General features: G+C 59.8%; 21 protein-coding genes. 9 read left to right on the forward strand and 12 right to left on the reverse strand.

The features are described from left to right. Window positions 1-51 precede the first annotated feature (51 nt). The gene (locus D5066_RS14015; protein WP_119916307.1) at window positions 52-714 is read right to left on the reverse strand and encodes an HAD family hydrolase; all 663 of its coding nucleotides are present in this window, start codon (window positions 712-714) and stop codon (window positions 52-54) included. A gap of 239 nt (window positions 715-953) precedes the next feature. Between D5066_RS14015 and D5066_RS14020 the strand changes: the two genes are divergently transcribed. Continuing rightward, entirely contained in the window at window positions 954-1,481 is a 528-nt protein-coding gene (locus tag D5066_RS14020) for an NlpC/P60 family protein (RefSeq protein ID WP_119916308.1), read from the forward strand. 5 nt (window positions 1,482-1,486) lie between these two features. Here the strand turns inward: D5066_RS14020 and D5066_RS14025 are convergent, their stop codons facing one another. Continuing rightward, a complete protein-coding gene (locus D5066_RS14025) occupies window positions 1,487-2,281 on the reverse strand; it encodes an SDR family NAD(P)-dependent oxidoreductase (protein ID WP_119916309.1) in 795 nt (264 codons plus the stop codon). 32 nt (window positions 2,282-2,313) lie between these two features. Further along, a complete protein-coding gene (locus tag D5066_RS14030; protein WP_119916310.1) occupies window positions 2,314-3,195 on the reverse strand; it encodes a LysR family transcriptional regulator in 882 nt (293 codons plus the stop codon). 98 nt (window positions 3,196-3,293) lie between these two features. Between D5066_RS14030 and D5066_RS14035 the strand changes: the two genes are divergently transcribed. From D5066_RS14035 to arnF, 8 genes are all read left to right on the forward strand, one after another. Further along, window positions 3,294-3,800, forward strand: coding sequence for a phenolic acid decarboxylase (locus tag D5066_RS14035; RefSeq protein WP_119916311.1), 507 nt, complete (start codon window positions 3,294-3,296; stop codon window positions 3,798-3,800). Between the two features lie 323 nt (window positions 3,801-4,123). After that, entirely contained in the window at window positions 4,124-5,263 is a 1,140-nt protein-coding gene (arnB, locus tag D5066_RS14040) for a UDP-4-amino-4-deoxy-L-arabinose aminotransferase (RefSeq protein ID WP_119916312.1), read from the forward strand. A 1-nt stretch (window position 5,264) separates the two neighbouring features. Then, a complete protein-coding gene (gene arnC / locus D5066_RS14045) occupies window positions 5,265-6,248 on the forward strand; it encodes an undecaprenyl-phosphate 4-deoxy-4-formamido-L-arabinose transferase (RefSeq protein ID WP_119916313.1) in 984 nt (327 codons plus the stop codon). Further along, window positions 6,245-8,227, forward strand: coding sequence for a bifunctional UDP-4-amino-4-deoxy-L-arabinose formyltransferase/UDP-glucuronic acid oxidase ArnA (arnA, locus tag D5066_RS14050; protein ID WP_119916314.1), 1,983 nt, complete (start codon window positions 6,245-6,247; stop codon window positions 8,225-8,227). The genes arnC and arnA overlap by 4 nt, the downstream gene beginning before the upstream one ends. Further along, window positions 8,224-9,126: a 4-deoxy-4-formamido-L-arabinose-phosphoundecaprenol deformylase gene (gene arnD / locus D5066_RS14055; RefSeq protein ID WP_119916315.1), complete on the forward strand. Its 903-nt coding sequence runs from the start codon at window positions 8,224-8,226 to the stop codon at window positions 9,124-9,126. The genes arnA and arnD overlap by 4 nt, the downstream gene beginning before the upstream one ends. Next, entirely contained in the window at window positions 9,123-10,778 is a 1,656-nt protein-coding gene (gene arnT, locus D5066_RS14060) for a lipid IV(A) 4-amino-4-deoxy-L-arabinosyltransferase (protein ID WP_119916316.1), read from the forward strand. Before arnD ends, arnT begins: the two co-directional genes overlap by 4 nt. Further along, window positions 10,778-11,113 (forward strand): 4-amino-4-deoxy-L-arabinose-phosphoundecaprenol flippase subunit ArnE, encoded by a 336-nt coding sequence (arnE, locus tag D5066_RS14065; RefSeq protein WP_119916317.1) that lies wholly within the window; start codon window positions 10,778-10,780, stop codon window positions 11,111-11,113. The genes arnT and arnE overlap by 1 nt, the downstream gene beginning before the upstream one ends. Continuing rightward, on the forward strand, window positions 11,110-11,490 hold the full coding sequence (gene arnF, locus D5066_RS14070; protein WP_119916318.1) for a 4-amino-4-deoxy-L-arabinose-phosphoundecaprenol flippase subunit ArnF: 381 nt from the start codon (window positions 11,110-11,112) through the stop codon (window positions 11,488-11,490). The genes arnE and arnF overlap by 4 nt, the downstream gene beginning before the upstream one ends. Here the strand turns inward: arnF and acpT are convergent. From acpT to D5066_RS14115, 9 genes are read right to left on the reverse strand one after another with little or no spacing between them, the layout of a single operon-like run. Next, window positions 11,447-12,055 (reverse strand): 4'-phosphopantetheinyl transferase AcpT, encoded by a 609-nt coding sequence (gene acpT, locus D5066_RS14075; protein ID WP_119916319.1) that lies wholly within the window; start codon window positions 12,053-12,055, stop codon window positions 11,447-11,449. The two genes, arnF and acpT, sit on opposite strands and share 44 nt — an antisense overlap. A gap of 2 nt (window positions 12,056-12,057) precedes the next feature. Further along, window positions 12,058-13,287, reverse strand: coding sequence for a beta-ketoacyl-ACP synthase (locus D5066_RS14080; protein WP_119916320.1), 1,230 nt, complete (start codon window positions 13,285-13,287; stop codon window positions 12,058-12,060). Further along, window positions 13,284-14,015, reverse strand: a complete 732-nt coding sequence (locus D5066_RS14085) for a 3-ketoacyl-ACP reductase FabG2 (RefSeq protein WP_119916321.1) — start codon at window positions 14,013-14,015, stop codon at window positions 13,284-13,286. The genes D5066_RS14080 and D5066_RS14085 overlap by 4 nt, the downstream gene beginning before the upstream one ends. Beyond that, complete coding sequence (locus D5066_RS14090) at window positions 14,012-14,485, reverse strand: hotdog family protein (protein WP_080329077.1); 474 nt, start codon at window positions 14,483-14,485, stop codon at window positions 14,012-14,014. The genes D5066_RS14085 and D5066_RS14090 overlap by 4 nt, the downstream gene beginning before the upstream one ends. Further along, window positions 14,482-15,651, reverse strand: a complete 1,170-nt coding sequence (locus D5066_RS14095; protein ID WP_119916322.1) for a beta-ketoacyl-[acyl-carrier-protein] synthase family protein — start codon at window positions 15,649-15,651, stop codon at window positions 14,482-14,484. The genes D5066_RS14090 and D5066_RS14095 overlap by 4 nt, the downstream gene beginning before the upstream one ends. Window position 15,652: 1 nt before the next feature. Beyond that, on the reverse strand, window positions 15,653-16,231 hold the full coding sequence (locus tag D5066_RS14100) for a DUF3261 domain-containing protein (protein ID WP_119916323.1): 579 nt from the start codon (window positions 16,229-16,231) through the stop codon (window positions 15,653-15,655). Continuing rightward, window positions 16,228-18,552: an MMPL family transporter gene (locus tag D5066_RS14105; protein ID WP_119916324.1), complete on the reverse strand. Its 2,325-nt coding sequence runs from the start codon at window positions 18,550-18,552 to the stop codon at window positions 16,228-16,230. Before D5066_RS14105 ends, D5066_RS14100 begins: the two co-directional genes overlap by 4 nt. Continuing rightward, window positions 18,521-19,126 (reverse strand): LolA family protein, encoded by a 606-nt coding sequence (locus D5066_RS14110; protein ID WP_119916325.1) that lies wholly within the window; start codon window positions 19,124-19,126, stop codon window positions 18,521-18,523. Before D5066_RS14110 ends, D5066_RS14105 begins: the two co-directional genes overlap by 32 nt. Continuing rightward, complete coding sequence (locus D5066_RS14115; protein WP_061096838.1) at window positions 19,123-19,545, reverse strand: acyl-CoA thioesterase; 423 nt, start codon at window positions 19,543-19,545, stop codon at window positions 19,123-19,125. The genes D5066_RS14110 and D5066_RS14115 overlap by 4 nt, the downstream gene beginning before the upstream one ends. Window positions 19,546-19,548 lie beyond the last annotated feature (3 nt).

Raw genomic sequence — 19,548 nt, forward strand, 5'->3', positions numbered from 1 at the left:
TTTCTCCCTCTCCCTGTGGGAGAGGGCCGGGATGAGGGCATCAGGCCGCACTTAACCCTTAATCGGTGAATTCCGGCGCTTGCGCGGGTGATGGAAATGCCGCCAGTGCGGATCCTGCGCCGCCGCCAGCAGTTCGTGGTCGCCGCGGGTGTCTCCCCAGGCGCGCAGGTGATAGGCGTTCAGATCGCCATACACCTTTTCCAGTCTCGCCACCTTCTGCGCACAGCGGCAGTTGTTGCCGGTGATACGGCCCGTCAGCTTGCCGTCCTTCACTTCCAGCTGTGTGCCAATAAGCTTAATGCCGAGCTTGTCCGCCCACGGCTGGAGCACCAGCGCCGGCGACGCAGAGCAAATTGTCACTTCCGCACCGGCATTCACCTCCGCCGCCACCGCCAGCACCCCTTCAGGGCGCATCAGCTTGCTCCAGTATTTTTCGCAAAAGGCTTCCGCCTGCTGGCGCAGCCAGTGTTCGTCCACGCCCGTCAGGAACGTTTTAATCAGCACTTCTTTTAGCTCATCGCGCGTCAGCTTGCGGCGCACGCAGTGGAGCGTGGGCAGCGCCATGCGCACCAGGCGACCCGCGAAATAGCGTTTCCCAAAGGCAAAACGCAGGAAAGGGATAAAGCTGTCGTGGTGCGTTAATGTCCCGTCAAAGTCAAAGACAGAGAGCACGTTGGATTTTGCCACCGTCTCGTCGGCAATCATATTGGTCATAAATACGTCTTAGCTGAAATACACATTCTGCGGATCAGTGTACCTGCTTTACCTGAACAGTCCTTACATCACCGCCATTTTTTTCTCGATCTTGCGATCTGAAAGTGAGTCCAATTTTGGCCTCAATAATGATTGGTGAAAAAATGAGCTGTCTATATTATCGCCACATCGCAAGATATTTCGGGGGAACATTGGCCCCCACCGGTAAGGAAAAATTCACGCTTAGTTCCAGTATAGATATGACGTTCAGATCGCTTATTTCAATCCTCACGTTAAGTTTTGCTTCGTTTTCTGCGCTGAGTTTTCAGCTGCCCGCATCGATGATCTCCGTAGATAGCACGTTTGCGGAATCGCCGGTGAAATCGGCTCTGTTTCACCAGGAAACAGGCCCGCTGCGCTCGCGCATTCTCGATCAATACCAGAAGTGGAAGGGCACCCAGTACCAGTGGGGCGGCACCACGCACCGCGGGGTAGATTGCTCCGCGCTGATGCAGCATCTGTTCAGCGATGCCGTGCACCTTTATCTGCCGCGCACGACGAGCGAGCAGATCCATCGCGGCGTTCGGGTGGCGCAATACCGCCTGAAGGCGGGAGATTTGGTCTTCTTCCAGACGGGTCCGAACCGCAGGCACGTTGGCGTGTATATCGGTAACAGCCAGTTTATTCATGCCTCAAGCAGCCAGGGCGTAACGGTCTCAACCCTGACCGATGACTACTGGCAGGCACGCTACATTACCGCCCGTCGTGTCGCGGGCAGTGCCGCCTGACGACGTTAAATAATATCATCCACCACGCCGCCATCGACGCGCAGTGCCGCGCCCGAGGTGGCGGAGGCCTGCGCTGAACAGACATAAATCACCATATTAGCGACTTCTTCAACGGTGGCGGCGCGCTGAATAACCGAGCTGGGGCGGTTGGCCATGACAAACTCTTTCGCCAGCTGCTCCAGCGATTTACCGGTTTTCTCGATCTCATCTTTCATCATTTCAGCGAAACCGTCCGACATCGTTGGGCCCGGCAGCACGCTGTTCACCGTCACGCCGCTTCCCGCCACGAACTTTGCCAGCCCGCGCGCCAGCGAGAGCTGTGCCGTTTTGGTCACCCCGTAGTGGATCATATCCGCCGGGATATTGCAGGCCGACTCGGAGGAGATAAACACCACGCGGCCCCAGCCTTTTTTCACCATCCCCGGAAGCAGGGCGCGGGAGAGGCGCACGCCGGACATCACGTTGGTCTGCCAGTAGCGTTCCCAGGTTTCATCGTCGGTGCCATAGAAATCCTGTGGACCGTAAATCCCGGCGTTGTTCACCAGAATATCGACGTCGCTCGCGACCTTCAGCAGCGATTCAACCCCTTCCGCGGTGCTGAGATCGGCAATGGCGGCACGCACCTGCACGCCCGGCACCACCTGCTGTAGCTGCTGAATCCCCTTGTTCACCGAGTCGGTACTGCGGCCATTAACAATCACTTCCGCGCCGCTTTCTGCCAGGCTTCTGGCAATGGCGAACCCGATGCCGCCGGTAGAGGCGGTGACCAGCGCCACTTTCCCCGCAAAGTCGATTTTCATCATCAGCTCCTTATCGTTTTAACGTTCGGACCTTAAAGCGTAGCAGGTGATGATGACGGCTCCTGGCTAAAAAGGCGCAGCAGGGTCTCTACCTGCTCATCCAGCGGGGCGAGAGTGCGCTTCACAATCAGATGCAGCGGCGTGGCGCGGCGGACACCGTGGCTCAGCGGAAGCATTCGCAGTACGCCTTGCTCCAGCTGGGGCTGAATGCGTTCCTCAGGCAGCCAGCCGTAGCCGACCTGCGAGACAACGGCCTCTATGGCGGCATCAATGGTTGAGAACGTCCACGACTGGCTGGCGGCCCGCGCGGCGTTCTGGCTGTCCGCAATCTGGATAAGCGGCCACGGATGCAGCATCTCATCGCTTAGCGGCGCGTCGAGGCTAAAGAGGGGATGCTGGTGATGCGCCACGGCGACAAAGTCGATATTCATCAGCCATTCGCCGAGCCCGGTAATGTCATGGCGGCGGGTTAGGACCATCACATCGGCTTCGTTATTCATGACATCGGCGCGGGTGTTTTCCAGCACCTCCGTGAGACGGACCTGAGTTTGCGGATACTGCTGCTGAAACTGACGCAGGATGGCGAACAGGCGGCGGCGCGGAAAAATCGAGTCCACGACCAGGTCCAGCCGCGTGCGCATCCCGTTACGAAGGGTCGCTGCGCGCGTCTCGACGTACGCAAACGCTTTCAGCAGCGGCTTAACCTGGTTGAGAAGCAGTTCTCCGGCGGGGGTCAATACGGCCCGACGCCCTTCTGGGACCAGCAGCGCTACTCCCAGCCTTTCCTGCAGCAGCGACAGGTTATAGCTCACCGAGGACTGGCTGCGGTGGGTTTCTTCCGCGGCTTTGGCAAAGCTGCCCGCTTCCACGACTCGTTCCAGCAGAGACCATTGTTCCAGCGTCGTCTTGTGCATAATTTATCTAAAAATTGGATGGGTTTGATTAAAACATAGCGTTATTCATTCATTTTTTGAAGGCTTAAGATCGTCTCATCAAAACAAGGAGACATCATATGAACACTTTCGATAAACATGACTTAAGCGGCTTCGTGGGCAAACATCTGGTGTATACCTATGATAACGGCTGGAATTACGAGTTTTACGTTAAAAACGAAAACACCATCGACTACCGTATTCACAGCGGGCTGGTGGCGAATCGCTGGGTTAAAGATCAGCAGGTTTACATTGTCCAGGTGGGCGAGAGCATCTATAAAATTTCATGGACTGAGCCAACCGGCACCGACGTCAGCCTGATTGCGAACCTGGGAGACAGACTGTTCCATGGCACTATCTTCTTCCCGCGTTGGGTCATGAATAACCCGGAAAAAACCGTCTGCTTCCAGAACGATCACATTCCGCTGATGAATAGCTATCGCGATGCTGGCCCGGCCTACCCAACGGAAGTGATTGATGAATTCGCGACAATCACCTTTGTACGCGACTGTGGCCCTGACGATGACAGCATTATTGCGTGCCCGGCTAGCGAGTTACCTGCAAACTTTCCAGATAACTTAAAATAAGCGCGACAATTAACTAAACGGAAAAGTTCCCGGTTATTTCTATTTCGATGGAAATAATCGGGATTTTTTTTGTTTGTTGATGTCTGGTTTAAAATAACATTTAGAAAAGATTGTGGTAGATCACGAAATAAATAATTCATAATTAACTAACTCCTTGTTTTTTAATTATTTAATATTCTTATCGTAACATTTAAAAACACCATCTTAATTTTTTCCTAAGAAATGAACGCTACCTTGATATGAGTTTATGGTTCGTTGAAATAAACGAAAAGGTAATTGGTTAATATCAAGCGCGTGCCATTCTTATTGCAAGGAAAATAATGATGAGTGATTTTTTGCCTTTTTCCCGCCCGTCGATGGGTAATGAGGAATTAGCGGCGTTGCAGGAGGTATTAACCTCCGGCTGGATCACCACCGGACCTAAAAATCAGGAACTTGAAGCGGCATTCTGTCACCTGACGGGGAACCAGCACGCGATTGCCGTCTGTTCAGCAACGGCAGGCATGCACGTCACGCTGATGGCGCTGGACATTGGCCCGGGCGATGAGGTCATTACCCCCTCCCAGACCTGGGTTTCCACGCTGAATATGATCGTGCTGCTGGGCGCCACGCCGGTGATGATCGATGTGGACAACGATACGCTGATGGTGACGCCGGAAGCGGTTGAAGCCGCCATTACCCCGCGTACCAAAGCGATTATTCCCGTGCATTACGCCGGTGCGCCGTGTGATATCGACGCCATTCATACCATCGGTGAGCGTCACGGTATTCCGGTGATTGAAGACGCAGCCCATGCCGCCGGAACGTACTACAAGAACCGTCACGTGGGCTGGAAAGGCACGGCGATTTTTTCCTTCCACGCCATCAAAAACATGACCTGCGCGGAAGGCGGTTTAGTCGTCACGGATAACGCTCAGCTTGCCGCGCGGATCCGCAGCCTGAAATTCCATGGCCTGGGTGTGGATGCCTATGACCGCCAGACGCACGGTCGTGCGCCGCAGGCAGAAGTGATCTCCCCGGGCTTTAAGTACAACCTCGCGGATATCAACGCCGCGCTGGCGCTGGTGCAGCTGGGCAAGCTGAAAGAGGCCAACACACGCCGCGAGGAAATCGCGCAGCGCTACCTGCGGGAGCTTGCCGATACGCCGTTCCAGCCGCTGAGCATTCCGTCATGGCCACACGTTCACGCCTGGCACCTGTTTATTATTCGCGTTGATGAAGCGCGCTGCGGGATCTCACGCGACGGCCTGATGGCGGCGCTGAAGGAGCAAGGCATCGGTACCGGCCTGCATTTCCGCGCGGCACACACCCAAAAATACTACCGCGAGCGTTTTCCTGATGTATCGCTTCCGAATTCGGAATGGAATAGCGCGCGTATTTGTTCTCTCCCTCTTTTCCCGGACATGACTCATGACGACACAACCCGCGTCATTACCGCGCTCCATCAGCTTGCAGGACATTGATATGTTCAGCGCACCGCCTGTACAAAAAGTTTCTGTGGTGATCCCTGTTTATAACGAGCAGGAGAGCCTGCCCGAGCTGATCCGCCGCACCACGGCCGCCTGCGACACGCTGGGCAAAGCCTATGAAATTCTGCTGGTGGATGACGGCAGCAGTGATGATTCCGCAATGATGCTGACCGAAGCCGCCCAGGCAGAGGGGAGCCATATCGTCGCGGTTTTGCTAAACCGCAATTACGGCCAGCACTCTGCCATTATGGCCGGGTTCAGCCACGTTACGGGCGATCTGATCATCACCCTGGACGCTGACCTGCAAAACCCGCCGGAAGAGATCCCGTGCCTGGTGGCGAAAGCCGATGAGGGCTATGACGTGGTGGGCACGGTGCGTCAGAACCGTCAGGACAGCCTGTTCCGCAAGCTGGCCTCGCGAACCATCAACCGTCTTATCCAGCGTACCACCGGTAAAGCGATGGGTGATTACGGCTGCATGCTCCGCGCGTACCGCCGCCACATCGTCGACGCCATGCTGCACTGCCATGAGCGCAGCACCTTTATTCCGATCCTCGCCAATACCTTTGCCCGCAAGGCAACGGAAATTCCGGTCCTGCACGCCGAGCGCGAGCACGGGGAGTCGAAGTACAGCTTTATGCGTCTCATCAACCTGATGTACGACCTCATCACCTGTCTGACCACCACGCCGCTGCGTCTGCTGAGCGTGTTCGGCAGCGTCATCGCCCTTGCCGGTTTTACGCTCTCCGTTCTGCTGGTGGTGCTGCGGCTGGTCTTTGGCCCGCAGTGGGCGGCGGAAGGGGTCTTCATGCTCTTTGCCGTGCTGTTTATGTTCATCGGCGCCCAGTTTGTCGGGATGGGCCTGCTCGGTGAATACATTGGCCGTATCTATAACGATGTTCGCGCACGTCCGCGCTACTTTATTCAACGTGTTGTCCGTCAGGAACACAAAGCATCTCAAGAGGAAAACCACCCATGAAAGCCGTTGTATTTGCCTATCACGATATGGGGTGCGCGGGCACGCTGGCCCTGCTGGAAGCGGGCTATGACATTGCTGCAATCTTTACCCATCCGGACGCGGCCGGAGAGAATCACTTCTTTGGCTCCGTGGCGCGTATCGCCGCTGAACGCGGAATTCCGGTATATGCTCCGGACGACGTTAACCACCCGCTGTGGGTGGATCGCATTCGCGCGCTCGTGCCTGACGTGATCTTCTCGTTCTACTATCGCAACCTGATCTGCGACGAAATCTTAGGTCTGGCCGCCAAAGGGGCGTTTAACCTTCACGGCTCTCTGCTGCCCGCCTACCGTGGCCGCGCGCCGCTGAACTGGGTGCTGGTCAACGGCGAAACGGAAACGGGCGTGACGCTGCATCGCATGGTGCACCGCGCGGATGCCGGAGCCATCGTCGCCCAGCACCGCGTGGCAATTGACGCGGATGAAACCGCGCTCGAGCTGCATCAGAAACTCTGTGCCGCGGCGCAAAGCCTGCTGCGTGACGCGCTGCCAACGATCCTCAACGGCACCTTCAGCGAAACCGCGCAGGACGAAAGCAAGGCCAGCTGCTTTGGCCGCCGCACGCCGGAAGATGGTCGTCTGGACTGGAACAAACCTGCCCGCCAGCTGCACAACCTGGTGCGCGCCGTGACCGATCCGTGGCCGGGCGCGTATAGCTTTGCGGGCGTAAGCAAATTTATCGTCTGGAAATCCCGCGTGCGTGACGATATCCCGGCGGCTAAGCCAGGAACCGTCGTCTCCGTCTCCCCGCTGATTGTGAGCTGCGGCGAGCAGGCGCTGGAGATTGTCACCGGGCAGACCGACAACGGGCTGTACGTTCAGGGCACGCAGCTGGCGCAGTCTCTCGGGCTGGTGACCGGGGCGCTGATCACCAGCGCGCCGGTGGTGGCCATCAAGCGCCGCACCCGCGTGCTGATCCTCGGCGTGAACGGCTTTATCGGGAACCACCTGACCGAACGTCTGCTCAAAGACGATAACTACGAGATTTACGGTCTGGATATCGGCTCTGACGCCATCAGCCGTTTCCTCAACAACCCGCGCTTCCACTTCGTGGAAGGGGACATCAGCATTCACTCTGAGTGGATCGAATATCACATTAAAAAATGCGACGTGGTGCTGCCGCTGGTCGCCATTGCCACGCCAATCGAGTACACCCGTAACCCGCTGCGCGTGTTCGAGCTGGATTTCGAAGAGAACCTGAAGATCATCCGCGACTGCGTGAAATACGACAAGCGCATCATCTTCCCGTCCACCTCTGAAGTGTACGGCATGTGTACCGACAAAAACTTCGATGAGGATGCCTCCAGCCTGGTGGTCGGGCCGATTAACAAACAGCGCTGGATCTACTCTGTCTCCAAGCAGCTGCTGGACCGCGTGATTTGGGCCTACGGCGAGAAGGAAGGTCTGCGCTTTACCCTGTTCCGTCCGTTCAACTGGATGGGCCCGCGTCTGGATAACCTGAACGCGGCGCGTATCGGTAGCTCCCGTGCGATCACCCAGCTGATCCTGAACCTGGTGGAAGGCTCGCCTATCAAGCTGATTGAAGGGGGGAGCCAGAAACGCTGCTTTACGGATATTAGCGACGGTATCGAAGCGCTGTTCCGCATCATTGAGAACAAAGATAACCGCTGCAACGGTGAAATCATCAACATCGGTAACCCGGAAAACGAGGCGAGCATTCGCGAGCTGGCAGAGATGCTGCTGGCAAGCTTCGAGCGCCACCCGCTGCGCGATCGCTTCCCGCCGTTCGCCGGTTTCCGCGAAGTGGAAAGCAGCAGCTACTATGGTAAGGGCTACCAGGACGTTGAGCACCGTAAGCCAAGCATCCGCAACGCGAAGCGCTGCCTGAACTGGACGCCGACGGTGAAGATGGAGCAGACCATTGATGAAACGCTCGACTTCTTCCTGCGCACCGTGGAGCTGTCGGAACAGGCCTCATGAAAAAAGTCGGTTTACGCATCGATGTCGACACCTTCAGGGGAACGCGTGACGGCGTGCCCAGGCTGCTGGAACTGCTGAGCAGGCACGGCGTGCGTGCCAGCATGTTCTTCAGCGTGGGGCCTGACAACATGGGACGCCATTTATGGCGTCTGGTTAAACCGGCATTTCTGTTCAAAATGCTGCGCTCGCGCGCGGCATCCCTCTACGGCTGGGATATTTTGCTGGCCGGCACCGCCTGGCCCGGCAGACGCATCGGCGCGGGTAATGAAGACATTATCCGCGAGGCGGCGGCGCATCATGAGATTGGCCTGCATGCCTGGGACCACCATGCCTGGCAGGCCTGGGCGGGCGTCTGGGATATCCCGCGCCTGTCCCGTGAGGTCGAGCGTGGGATGCTGGAGCTGGAGGCCATCATCGGTCAGCCCGTGCGCTGCTCCGCCGTGGCGGGATGGCGTGCGGATCAGCGAGTGGTGAAAGCCAAAGAGCATTTCGCGTTTCGCTATAACAGCGACTGTCGCGGAACCGGGCCGTTTTTGCCGCTGTTGGGCGAACATCGCTACGGTACGGTGCAAATCCCGGTCACGCTTCCCACGTGGGATGAGGTGGTGGGGCGCGAGGTGAAGGCGGAAGCATTTAATCGCTACATTCTGGACCGCATCCATCGTGACGCCGGAACGCCGGTCTATACCATCCATGCAGAAGTGGAAGGGATTGCGTATCAGCATGATTTCGATGAACTGCTGACGATGGCCGCCCGGGAAGGCATTGCGTTCTGCCCGTTGAGCGAGCTGCTGCCGGACGACCTCAGCACCCTGCCCGTGGGCAAGGTTGTCCGTAATGAACTGGCTGGCCGGGAAGGCTGGCTTGGCTATCAACAAACCGTGAGTTCGGTCCCATGAAAACAGCCCGTTATGGCGTAGCGCTTTTCGCACTGTTTATCGTTTACTACCTCATTCCGGTCGATATCCGCCTGCTGTGGCAGCCTGATGAAACGCGCTATGCGGAAATCAGCCGCGAAATGCTGGCGTCGGGTGACTGGATCGTCCCGCATTTTCTGGGGCTGCGCTACTTTGAAAAGCCGATTGCCGGTTACTGGATCAACAGCATCGGGCAGTTGCTGTTCGGCCACACGAACTTTGCCGTACGCGCCGGGTCGATCTTCTCCACGGGGCTCGCGGCGCTGCTGGTTATCTGGATGGCCTGGCGGCTCTGGCGGGATAAGCGGACGGCCATTTTCTCCGGCCTTATCTTCCTGACCCTGTTCCTGGTGTATGGCATCGGCACCTATGCGGTGCTGGACCCCATTATTACCCTGTGGCTGGTGGCGGCGATGTGCAGCTTCTGGCTGGCGTCACAGGCCCAAACCGTTGCCGGAAAAGCGGGGGGCTATGTGCTGCTTGGGCTGGCCTGCGGCATGGGGGTGATGACCAAAGGCTTTCTGGCGCTGGCGGTACCGGTTATCGGCGTGCTGCCGTGGGTCATCGCCCAAAAGCGCTGGAAAGAGGTGCTGATTTTTGGCTGGCTTGCGATCCTGAGCTGCGTGCTTATCGTGCTGCCCTGGGGGCTGGCCATCGCGCACCGTGAGCCTGATTTCTGGCGCTATTTCTTCTGGGTTGAGCATATTCAGCGTTTTGCCCAGAGCGACGCGCAGCATAAAGCCCCGTTCTGGTACTACCTGCCGTTCCTGCTCGCGGGCAGCCTGCCGTGGCTGGCGCTGCTGCCAGGCGCGCTGCGTCTCGGCTGGAATGACAGACAAAACGCGGGCGGCGGGTTCTACCTGCTGGGATGGGTGGTGATGCCGCTGCTGTTCTTCAGCATCGCCAAAGGCAAGCTGCCGACCTATATCCTGCCCTGTTTTGCCCCGCTGGCGATCCTGATGGCGCGCTATGCCTGCCTCGCGGCGGAAAAAGGGGCCAGAGCGTTGCGCATTAATGGCGGGATTAACCTGGCGTTTGGCGCTATCGGCGTGGCGGCGGCGTTGGTGGTCTCACCATGGGGGCTGGCTAAGCATCCGGTCTGGACGTCGGTTGAACTGTATAAAGTCTTCTGTGCGGTGGTGGCGTTCCTCATCTGGGGCGCGGTAGGCTGGTTTACGCTGCGGCAGAGCCCGCGGCGCTGGTGGCTGGCGGCACTGTGCCCAGCCGGGCTGGCGCTGCTGATCGGTTTTGCCATTCCGAACCTGGTGGTGGATTCCAAACAGCCGCAGTCGCTGGTGGATACCGTGCGCGAGCCGCTTCAGGGCAGCCGTTTTGTGCTGACGAATAACGTTGGCGTGGCCGCGGGCCTGGCGTGGGAGCTGAAGCGCAGTGACATCACGCTGTTTGCTCAGAGCGGCGAGCTGCGCTACGGGCTGGATTATCCCGATGCGAAAGATCGTTTTGTCAGTGAGGACGACTTCGCGCAGTGGCTGGCAACGCATCGTAAGCAGGGGAGCGTGTCATTGGTGATGCTGCTGTCTAAGCGTGACGATATTTCAGAGGCAAATTTACCGCAGCCGGACAATCTCTATATCCAGGGACGTCTGGCCCTGCTGGAGTATCTGCCGAAGTGATGACCTGGACCTGGCTGATACTGGCAAGCCTGCTGAGCTGCGTGGGACAGCTGTGCCAGAAACAGGCTACCCGTCCGGCGAAGGCCGGGCGGCGTGGGGCGCATATCGCGCTGTGGCTTGGGCTGGCAGTGCTGGCGCTGGGCTGCGGGATGCTGGTCTGGCTGGTGGTGCTGCAGCGCCTGCCCGTCGGCGTGGCTTACCCTATGTTGAGCCTCAACTTTGTCTGGGTGACGCTGGCGGCGAAGGTCATCTGGCGTGAGCATGTTGCTGTGCATCACTGGCTGGGGGTCGGGTTCATCATCATGGGGATTATCGTGCTGGGAGGAAGCCTGTGAAAGGCGCGTTCTGGGCGTTATGCAGCGTGCTGTTAGTCAGCGCCTCGCAGCTGTTGCTGCGCGATGCCATGCAGGCTCTGCCATCGGTCAGCGATCTTCTGACGTTTATCTCCGCGCTGTGGCACGTTTCGTCCGGCACGGGCGCGCTGCTGCTGGGGTTAACGGGGTATGTGGCCTCAATGGGGTGCTGGTATCTGGCGCTGCATCGCATGGCGCTCAGCAAAGCGTATGCCTTGCTGAGCCTCAGCTTTATCCTGGTGTGGGGCGCAGCAATCCTGCTGCCCGGCTGGGGGGAGCGCTTCTCCTGGCATGGGCTGCTGGGCGTCGCGTTGATTATGCTGGGTGTACTGGTGATTTTCCTGCCCCGACGTGAATAATCGACTCGGTGGTCAGGATAAAGGGTGTTGGGGTACAAACGGCCAGGCTCAGGGAGCCGAGCTGTAGCTGACTGACCGCGTGCGTCTGCGCCGTGCTGTCGATGCTGACAATCTGCCAGGCGCTGCCGCCACGCTGTTTAACAATCGCTTCTTTGCGCGTCCAGATACGCCAGAAGGCCGAAAGCTGCTCCTCCGGCGCTTCACGCTCCAGCTCGTCGTGCTCAGTCAGGCTGAAAACGGCGTTGGCCAGCGCCTGCCAGTTCTTGCGTGGGCGAATCACTTCGATATCGCAGCCCACTTCGCCTTCATCGCTCATCAGCAGGGCGATATCGTCTCCGCTATGGCTCAGGTTGAACCACAGCGGCTCCCCCTTCGCAAAGGCCGGTTTCCCCTGCTCGCCGTAAATGATATCGGGGAGCGGGTGGGGGGATAACGTTCTGGCGAGCAGCGTCCGGCCAGCCAGCCAGGAAGCCTGTCGTGCACCCTGAGGTGCCGTATCTGCGAGCGTTGACGCCAGCGGGTCCGCGCAAAGGGTGGAAATTTTTCCCAGTACAAACCGGTACATAGTTACGCCCAGCGTTTAATGATAATCGAGGTATTGATGCCGCCAAACGCGAAGTTATTGCTCTGCAGATACTCGCAGTCAATCTGACGGGCTTCTCCCATAATATAATCTAAAGCCCCGCATTGCTCATCCGGCTGCGTTAAATTGAGCGTCGGGGCAAACCAGCCTTCGCGCATCATCTGCAGGCTCATCCACGCTTCCAGCGCGCCGCAGGCCCCTAACGTATGGCCAAAATAGCTCTTCAGCGAGGAAACCGGCACGCTGTCACCGTAAATGGCAGCCGTCGCCAGGCTTTCGGCGATATCGCCTCGGTCGGTGGCGGTACCGTGCGCGGAGATATACCCCATATCCCTTGCGCTTAACCCCGCCATCGCCAGCGACTGCTCCATGCAAATTTGCATGGTGTCACGCTGCGGCTGGGTGATATGGGCCGCGTCACAGTTGGTGGCAAAGCCCACGATCTCACCGTAAATGGTGGCCCCGCGCGCTCTGGCGTGCTCCAGCTCTTCCAGTATCAGTGTGCCTGCGCCTTCCCCAATCACCAGCCCATCGCGCTGCGTATCGAACGGCGAGGGGGTGGTTTTGGGTTCGTCGTTGCGCTGGCTGGTGGCAAACAACGTGTCAAACACCGCCGCTTCAGATGGACAAAGCTCTTCCGCGCCCCCCGCGACCATCACGGTTTGATACCCGTGGCGAATGGCCTCCCAGGCGTAGCCAATCGCCTGGCTGCCGGAGGTACAGGCGCTCGACGTCGGGATGACGCGGCCACGTAGCCCAAAGAACAGGCCAGTATTCACCGCCGTGGTATGCGGCATCATCTGGACGTAGGTTGTCCCGGTGATGTTATTGGTGTGCTTTTCGGTGAGCATGGTCGCGAATTCGCTGACCGGGCCGGTGCTGCCTGTTGAAGAACCGTAGGCGATGCCGGTTTGCCCGTTGGTGAGCACCGCTTCGCCAATCAGCCCTGCCTGCTCCAGCGCCAGCTCGGTGGCGCGGGTCGACATCAGCGACACGCGGCCCATGGCGCGAATACGCTTGCGGGTATAGTGTTCCGGCAGCGTGAAATCATCGATCGGCGCGCCCAGCAGGGTATGCAGGCCATCATACACCTGCCATTCCGGCATTTTCCGCACCGCGTTTTCATACGCCAGCAGCCTGCTGGAAACGGACTGCCAGTTCTCGCCAAAGGCGGTCACGCCGCCCATGCCCGTAATCACCACGCGACGCGTCATAGCATTCCTCCGTTAATCGAGATGACCTGGCGGGTAACGTAGCCCGCAATATCCGACATCAAATAGCTTGCCAGCCCGGCGACCTCTTCGGCCTGGCCCATACGTTTCATTGGGATGATGGACATGGCTTCTTTGAGCGCGGCCTCCTCCATCTCAATCATGCCGGTATCAATCAGCCCCGGGGCAATGCAGTTCACGGTGATTTTGCGTTTTGCCAGTTCAATCGCCAGCGCTTTGGTGGCGCCGATAATGCCCGCTTTGGCCGCGCTGTAGTTCACCTGGCCGCGGTTGCCCATCACGCCGGAGACGGAGGATAGGGTAATAATGCGCCCGCCTTGACGGGTGCCGATCATGGGCATAATGCAGGGGTGAATGACGTTATAAAAGCTGTCGAGATTGGTGTGGATCACGCTGTCCCAGTCGTCTTCACTCAGCGCCGGAAAAGCACCGTCGCGGGTAATTCCGGCATTGCTGACCACGCCATACCATGCGCCATGGGTTTCGATCTCCTGCTCCAGCACCTTGCGGCACTGTTCGCGGTTGCCCACGTCAAACGAGAGTAAACGGCCGCTGCCGCCCGCCTGCGTGATGGCGTCCAGCGTCTCCTGCGCGCCTGAGGCATCGCGATGGTAATGTACGCCGACGGTGAACCCGTCAGCGGCAAGCTGGCGGGCGATGGCACGACCAATGCCTTTGCTGGCCCCTGTGACCAGTACGGAACGACTCATGCGTGGGATCCCTGATTAAAAAGCGATGTTAATTCTTCTGCACTTGGCTGGAAGGTGTTGACCCGGCCCGTGGCCAGCGTCTCTTCCCCTGCGCTAATCGTGCATTCAAAACTGCCGAAGCGTTCGTCCTGCATCAGCAGTCTGACGGTAATGTCCAGCGTTAAACCTGTGGCGAAACGTCCGCTGGCGCAGACCAGCTCGCGCGCGCCGAGCACCATGCCCAGTGCGATATGTTCCTGTCCCTGCCGCTGACGATGCCAGCCTGACCAGACGCCAACGGTCTGCGCCATCAGCTCAAGCGCGTACCAGCCCGGCAGGTCGCCATCGGCATTCAGAAACGGTGCCAGCACGCTTTGCCTGTTGACCGCAACGCGGCAGACCGCCGTGTCGTCCGTGACGCATTCAACGGACCCCAGCAGCATCATGGGCGCATCGTGCGGCAAATAGGCTTCGGGTGACAGGTAGCTCATGACGCTCTCCCCAGCAGAATGCTGGCGTTGTTGCCGCCAAACGCGAACGAGTTAGACAAAATCACCGGCTTTTTCAGGGCGGTGCGCTGGTGCAGCAGGCCGCACGGTGCCAGCGTCTCGTCCGGGGCGTAGCGGGCAAAATCCTGCGGCGGCAAGGGCAGATCGCGCGTCAGGATAAGCCAGCTTAAAGCCGCTTCGGTGATGCCGGCAGCGCCCAGCGTGTGGCCGGTAAGGTGTTTGGTTGAACTGCACGGCACGCTTTCCCCGAAGAGATCGTGTACCACTTTCGATTCAATCTGATCGTTAAGCGGCGTGGCCGTGCCGTGCAGGTTGATATAGCCGACGTCCTGCGGCTGCATCCCCGCGTCGTTAAGCGCCTGCGTGATGGCTCTCATCGCCCCTTCGCCCTGCGGATGCGGCGCGGAAATGTGGTACGCATCGCTGGATTCGCCCGCCCCCAGCAGCGCCACGTCCGCGGGTTCCCGGCTCAGCACCATCAGCGCCGCTGCTTCACCGATGGTGATCCCCCGGCGGTCGCGGCCAAACGGCTCACAGAGCGTGGGGGAGAAGGATTCAAGGCTGTTGAAGCCGTTGACGGGCATGCGGCTCAGGGTATCGGCCCCGCCGACAATGGCGATGTCCACCAGCCCGGCTTCGATCAGGCGTTTACCGCCGATCATCGCCCGCGCGCTGGAAGAGCAGGCCGTCGAGATCGTATAGGCCGGGCCGTCAAGCTGCAGCCAGTTGGCCAGGAAGCGGGACGGATCGCCCAGCTCCTGCTGCGGATATTGCCAGCGCGTGCTGGTCTCGCCGTCGGTCATGCGGCGTACGTGCTCATCGCCCTCATCCAGCCCGGAGGTACTGGTTCCCAGCACCACGGCTACGCGGTCGCGACCGACGCGGGCGATAGCCTCGTCAACGGCGGGCTGGATCTGCGCCAGCGCGGCCAGCAGCAGCTGGTTGTTGCGGGTGCGGTGTGCAGAGAAGGTGTCCGGGATAGTCGGCAGCTCGCCTTCCACGCCGCCCAGTACCGCTTCGGGTGTTCCCTGCAACCAGCCGGTCCGGGCGTGCATCCCCGGCGCCACGCCTGCCGTCAGGTTGGCGGCAATCTCGTCAGGCGAGTTGCCCAGCGCGTTGACCATGCCAACAGCGGAAATATAGATCATCTCAGTCACCCAGATATTGAATGGTGATGTGGTATTTGAATACGTGTTGCTCGATGCTGATCGGCTCGCGCTTGCCCTTGCGCTGGAGGTAGACAATCTCCGTCACCAGCTTGCCACTGGCGTTACGCAGCTCGCGCCGATCGCCATTGTCCTTCAGCGTCCAGCCCTTCGGCAACTGCGGCTGCCAGGCGCTAATCGGCCAGTGGCTGAGCATCACGTCGGCCAGCACCTGGCTGGCGGGCGGCAGCTGCGGCACGACGATGGACTGCTCGGTATGAATACCGCTCTCGTCGTACGTTGCCAGGAACAGGCGAATGCCCACAGAAGAGAGCCCGGCCAGCGTGACCTTATGCGCATCCGCGTTGAGCATCACCAGCAGGGACTGCGTTTGCCCGTTAAAGCTGCCGGTCAGCAGCTGCTGGGAGCTTACCGCCGGGCTGATGCCGGGCGGCGGGAGCGTGACTTTGGTGCCCGGCTGGAGCCAGGCCTGAGGCCGCGTCTCTTTGGTATCGGTCGAATGGCTGCAGCCTGCCAGCAGCAGCGCCGTGGCCAGCGCGACGGCGCGATAAACAGCGTTCATTTACGTTTTCTCTCTTTCTTATCCGGCATCGCCAGCGGGGCCAGCAGGAAGGCGGTGAAAATACCGCTCACCAGCACAATACCAAAGCTGCTGATGGCCTGGGTGGCGCTGAAGACGAGCATGCCCAGCGTCAGCAGGGTGGTCATCATCGCCAGGGTAATTGCCAGCATCGAGGTCAGCGGCGTACCGCGCGGGTTGCTGAAAAACAGCGTGTAGTTAATGCCAATGCCGAGCACCAGTACCAGCGCCAGCAGTGAAAACAGGTTCACCGGGTGGCCCGTTGCGGCCAGCACCGCCAGCCCGCAGCTCAGCGACAGCACGGATGGCACCAGGCTTATCAGCCCTTTACGCCAGCCGAGGCGCAGCATCGCTCCGCAGGCAATCACCGCCAGCGCGGCAAAGAGTAGCCCCGTCAGCAGCGTGCGGTAGAGGGCAAACAGGCTGTCAAAGCTGGCTTTGCGATCGACCCAGACGACCCCGTCATGGCGCGCGGCCAGCTCATCGAGCGCCGCGCTGTTTTTCGCGCCGTCCACCGGCACCAGCACGCCGCTTTCCCCGTCGGGCAGGGTCAGCCAGAGCAGACGCCAGCCTTCGCTGGCCGGGCTGTTAAGCCACGCGTCCACGCTGACCGGCATGGCGTCGAGATTCGGGGATACGGCGTTAAGCCCGGCGCTTTTCAGCACGTTCGTCACCGCAGGGGCGGCGTTCCGCAGCAGCGTAAGGTCGCTTTTCTGGCGAGCCAGCGAGTTCAGCGGCAGGGTGCGCCAGCGGGCAATCTCTCCCGCTTTTTGCGCCTCGGCCAGCGCCGGGGTAAAGGCTTCCAGCCGCTCCAGCGTTTGCTGGGGCGAAGCGCCATACACCACAAACCATTTCTGATCGACGCTTTGGCCGGTCAGGGCGGTAATGGCTTTCTCCTGCGTCAGAATATCTTTCGGCAACGCCTGCAGCTGGGCGATGTCGTCGTCCACCTTCAGGGTGCTCATTCCCACGGCGGAGAGCAGCGCCAGCGCGACGGGCAGACCAACGGACAGTTTTTTACTGCGTCGCCAGGCGGCCAGCCAGCGCAGCATCAGGACCATAAAGGGAACCGGGCGCACCGGCAGACCCCGGCACAGCCACGGATGCCAGAAAATCACCGTCAGGCAGGAGGCGCTCAGCCCCGTCGCGGCAAATACCGCCATCTGGCGGATCCCGGGGAAGGGGGCCAGCATCATAATCAGGTAGGCGGCGACGGTCGTCAGCAGCGCCAGCAGCAGCGCATTGCGCACTTTCGCCAGGCTTTGCCAGGGGGAATGCTCCGCGCCGTGGACCATCCGTTCGGTCAGGTAGTAGAGCGTGTAGTCGGCCGAAATACCGATGATGCTCATGCTCATCACCAGCGTCATCAGGTGCAGTTCGCCAAAGAGCAGCAGCGTCACCACCGTGCCCGCCAGCGCGCCGATGGCAATCGAGAGCACGCTCAGCAGCAGCGGGCGCAGAGAGCGGAACACCGCCACGATGAGCAGGAACACCCCGAGCAGGGTGGCGATGCCCAGCGTCGAGACGTCGCGCTTGGCCTGCTGGCTGGCGTAATCGCTGTAGAACACGGTTCCGCGCGAAAGCAGCTGCGCCTGCGGGTAATGCGCTTTGAGCGTCTGTTGCAGCGCGTTAAGCGTCGTCACGAGCCGGTGGGTCTGCTGCATATCAAATGACGAGCCCGCCAGTTCGCCGTGCAGCAGATACCAGTAGTTCCCCGCTTCATCCTGCGTGACCAGCCAGCCGTCCATCAGCCGCAGCTTCTGGCCGTTTTGCGCCAGAGCGAGCTGCGAGCCGCGCATCAGCATCAGGGGATCGTTTTGCAGTTCTTTGCCGCTGACGCCGGAGAAGGCGGAGTAGAGCTGGGATAAAATCCACTGCGCCTGTGCTTCTCCGCCGTTTTGCAGGCGGGCGCGGGTGGCCGGGTCAATCAGCCCGTTGCGGTGCTGCCAGAAGAATTCTCCCCAGGCCTTTTGCCCGGCGGCGTCCATCGGGCCTTTGACCTCACTGAGCGCGTCGCTGCTGTGCAGCAGTTCAAGCCACTGCTGCGCCACGCGCGGATCGGGCTCTTTGCCGGGGCTGACCAGCCAGACCAGCTGGCGGTCGAGACGTTGCATAAACCCGTCGTTGAGCGCCGGCGGGATCGCCCCCAGCGTCTGCTTCGGCAGCATGGCCAGCACGCTGCTGTTCAGCCGCGCGCCGGGCAGCAGCGACAGCAGCACGCCCAGCATAATCAGACATACCGTGGCCCACAGCAGCGCCGGGCGCAGGGATTTACGGTGCGGCAAAGCGTTGGCGTTCGTCATCGGTCAGGGTGGCGGGCGTCAGTTGGTGGTTTGAAAGGGCGATATCGGTACGGTCGCCCTGCTTATCGTTCAGGCGAATCGTCTCCAGATAGGTCGCGCCGCCCAGATCGAGGGTGGCGAAAATCTTGTCCAGCGGCGTCGTTTTTGGCGTAAGCACCAGCGACCAGCGGCCCGCGCCCAGGTCTTTAAAATCGATGCGGAAGTTCTCTTCCAGCACCTTGCGGTCGGCCTGGAACAGGGCTCGCAGAAGGTGGTTGAACTGGAACATCTGCGGATTATTGTCGGCGGTGATGGTCTGCGGCGGCTGGCCGTTGATCGCCTGAACCATCCGCTTGTCGTCCAGCAGGAGCGTCATCGGAAACGGCGCTTTTTGATCCCACAGCAGGCCGCTGTCGCGGGCGATCAGCATCTCGCCCTGCGAGCGCAGCGGCTGCGGCATATCTTTTATCGTGCGGACCTGTTCGAAGTGCGCGCGCACCACGGGCTGCTCGGTGAAGCGCTGCTGCAGTTCATCCAGCGTCACGGCGCTGACCAGCGGGCTGACGATCAGCGCCAGCAAAGGCAACCATTTCATGGCGTGACTCCCATACGTTCAAACAGAATTGCCGGGCTGACAAAGCACATTTCGCGGGTGGCTTCTTCGACCGCCACCTGGATGGTGTACCCGGTGGTAGTGCGTTTGCCGGTCTGCGCATCGAATATTTGATAGGCAATGCGCAGACGGTTTTCATACTCTTCAATCTGCGCGCGGACGCGAATGCGCTGCTCAAAGGTCACCGCATCGCGGTATTTCACCCGCGTGTCGACAACGGGCCAGACGTAGCCGGAGGCCTTCATCTGGCGATAGCCATAGTCAAACTGATTGAGCAGTGCCTCACGGGCGATCTCAAAATAGCGGAAATAGTTGCCGTGCCAGACCACGCCCATCATATCGACGTCGTGGAACGGAACGGTGATCTCAACTTCAGTCGTAAAGCGGGGATCGGTCAGCACCCT

The organism is Enterobacter chuandaensis (assembly GCF_003594915.1).
Lineage (GTDB): Bacteria > Pseudomonadota > Gammaproteobacteria > Enterobacterales > Enterobacteriaceae > Enterobacter > Enterobacter chuandaensis.

Coding starts and splice junctions, on each gene's coding strand:
- D5066_RS14015 (WP_119916307.1), bottom strand. CDS start 714: ATGACCAATATGATTGCCGACGAGACGGTGGCAAAATCCAACGTGCTC.
- D5066_RS14020 (WP_119916308.1), top strand. CDS start 954: ATGACGTTCAGATCGCTTATTTCAATCCTCACGTTAAGTTTTGCTTCG.
- D5066_RS14025 (WP_119916309.1), bottom strand. CDS start 2,281: ATGAAAATCGACTTTGCGGGGAAAGTGGCGCTGGTCACCGCCTCTACC.
- D5066_RS14030 (WP_119916310.1), bottom strand. CDS start 3,195: ATGCACAAGACGACGCTGGAACAATGGTCTCTGCTGGAACGAGTCGTG.
- D5066_RS14035 (WP_119916311.1), top strand. CDS start 3,294: ATGAACACTTTCGATAAACATGACTTAAGCGGCTTCGTGGGCAAACAT.
- arnB (WP_119916312.1), top strand. CDS start 4,124: ATGAGTGATTTTTTGCCTTTTTCCCGCCCGTCGATGGGTAATGAGGAA.
- arnC (WP_119916313.1), top strand. CDS start 5,265: ATGTTCAGCGCACCGCCTGTACAAAAAGTTTCTGTGGTGATCCCTGTT.
- arnA (WP_119916314.1), top strand. CDS start 6,245: ATGAAAGCCGTTGTATTTGCCTATCACGATATGGGGTGCGCGGGCACG.
- arnD (WP_119916315.1), top strand. CDS start 8,224: ATGAAAAAAGTCGGTTTACGCATCGATGTCGACACCTTCAGGGGAACG.
- arnT (WP_119916316.1), top strand. CDS start 9,123: ATGAAAACAGCCCGTTATGGCGTAGCGCTTTTCGCACTGTTTATCGTT.
- arnE (WP_119916317.1), top strand. CDS start 10,778: ATGACCTGGACCTGGCTGATACTGGCAAGCCTGCTGAGCTGCGTGGGA.
- acpT (WP_119916319.1), bottom strand. CDS start 12,055: ATGTACCGGTTTGTACTGGGAAAAATTTCCACCCTTTGCGCGGACCCG.
- D5066_RS14080 (WP_119916320.1), bottom strand. CDS start 13,287: ATGACGCGTCGCGTGGTGATTACGGGCATGGGCGGCGTGACCGCCTTT.
- D5066_RS14085 (WP_119916321.1), bottom strand. CDS start 14,015: ATGAGTCGTTCCGTACTGGTCACAGGGGCCAGCAAAGGCATTGGTCGT.
- D5066_RS14090 (WP_080329077.1), bottom strand. CDS start 14,485: ATGAGCTACCTGTCACCCGAAGCCTATTTGCCGCACGATGCGCCCATG.
- D5066_RS14095 (WP_119916322.1), bottom strand. CDS start 15,651: ATGATCTATATTTCCGCTGTTGGCATGGTCAACGCGCTGGGCAACTCG.
- D5066_RS14100 (WP_119916323.1), bottom strand. CDS start 16,231: ATGAACGCTGTTTATCGCGCCGTCGCGCTGGCCACGGCGCTGCTGCTG.
- D5066_RS14105 (WP_119916324.1), bottom strand. CDS start 18,552: ATGACGAACGCCAACGCTTTGCCGCACCGTAAATCCCTGCGCCCGGCG.
- D5066_RS14110 (WP_119916325.1), bottom strand. CDS start 19,126: ATGAAATGGTTGCCTTTGCTGGCGCTGATCGTCAGCCCGCTGGTCAGC.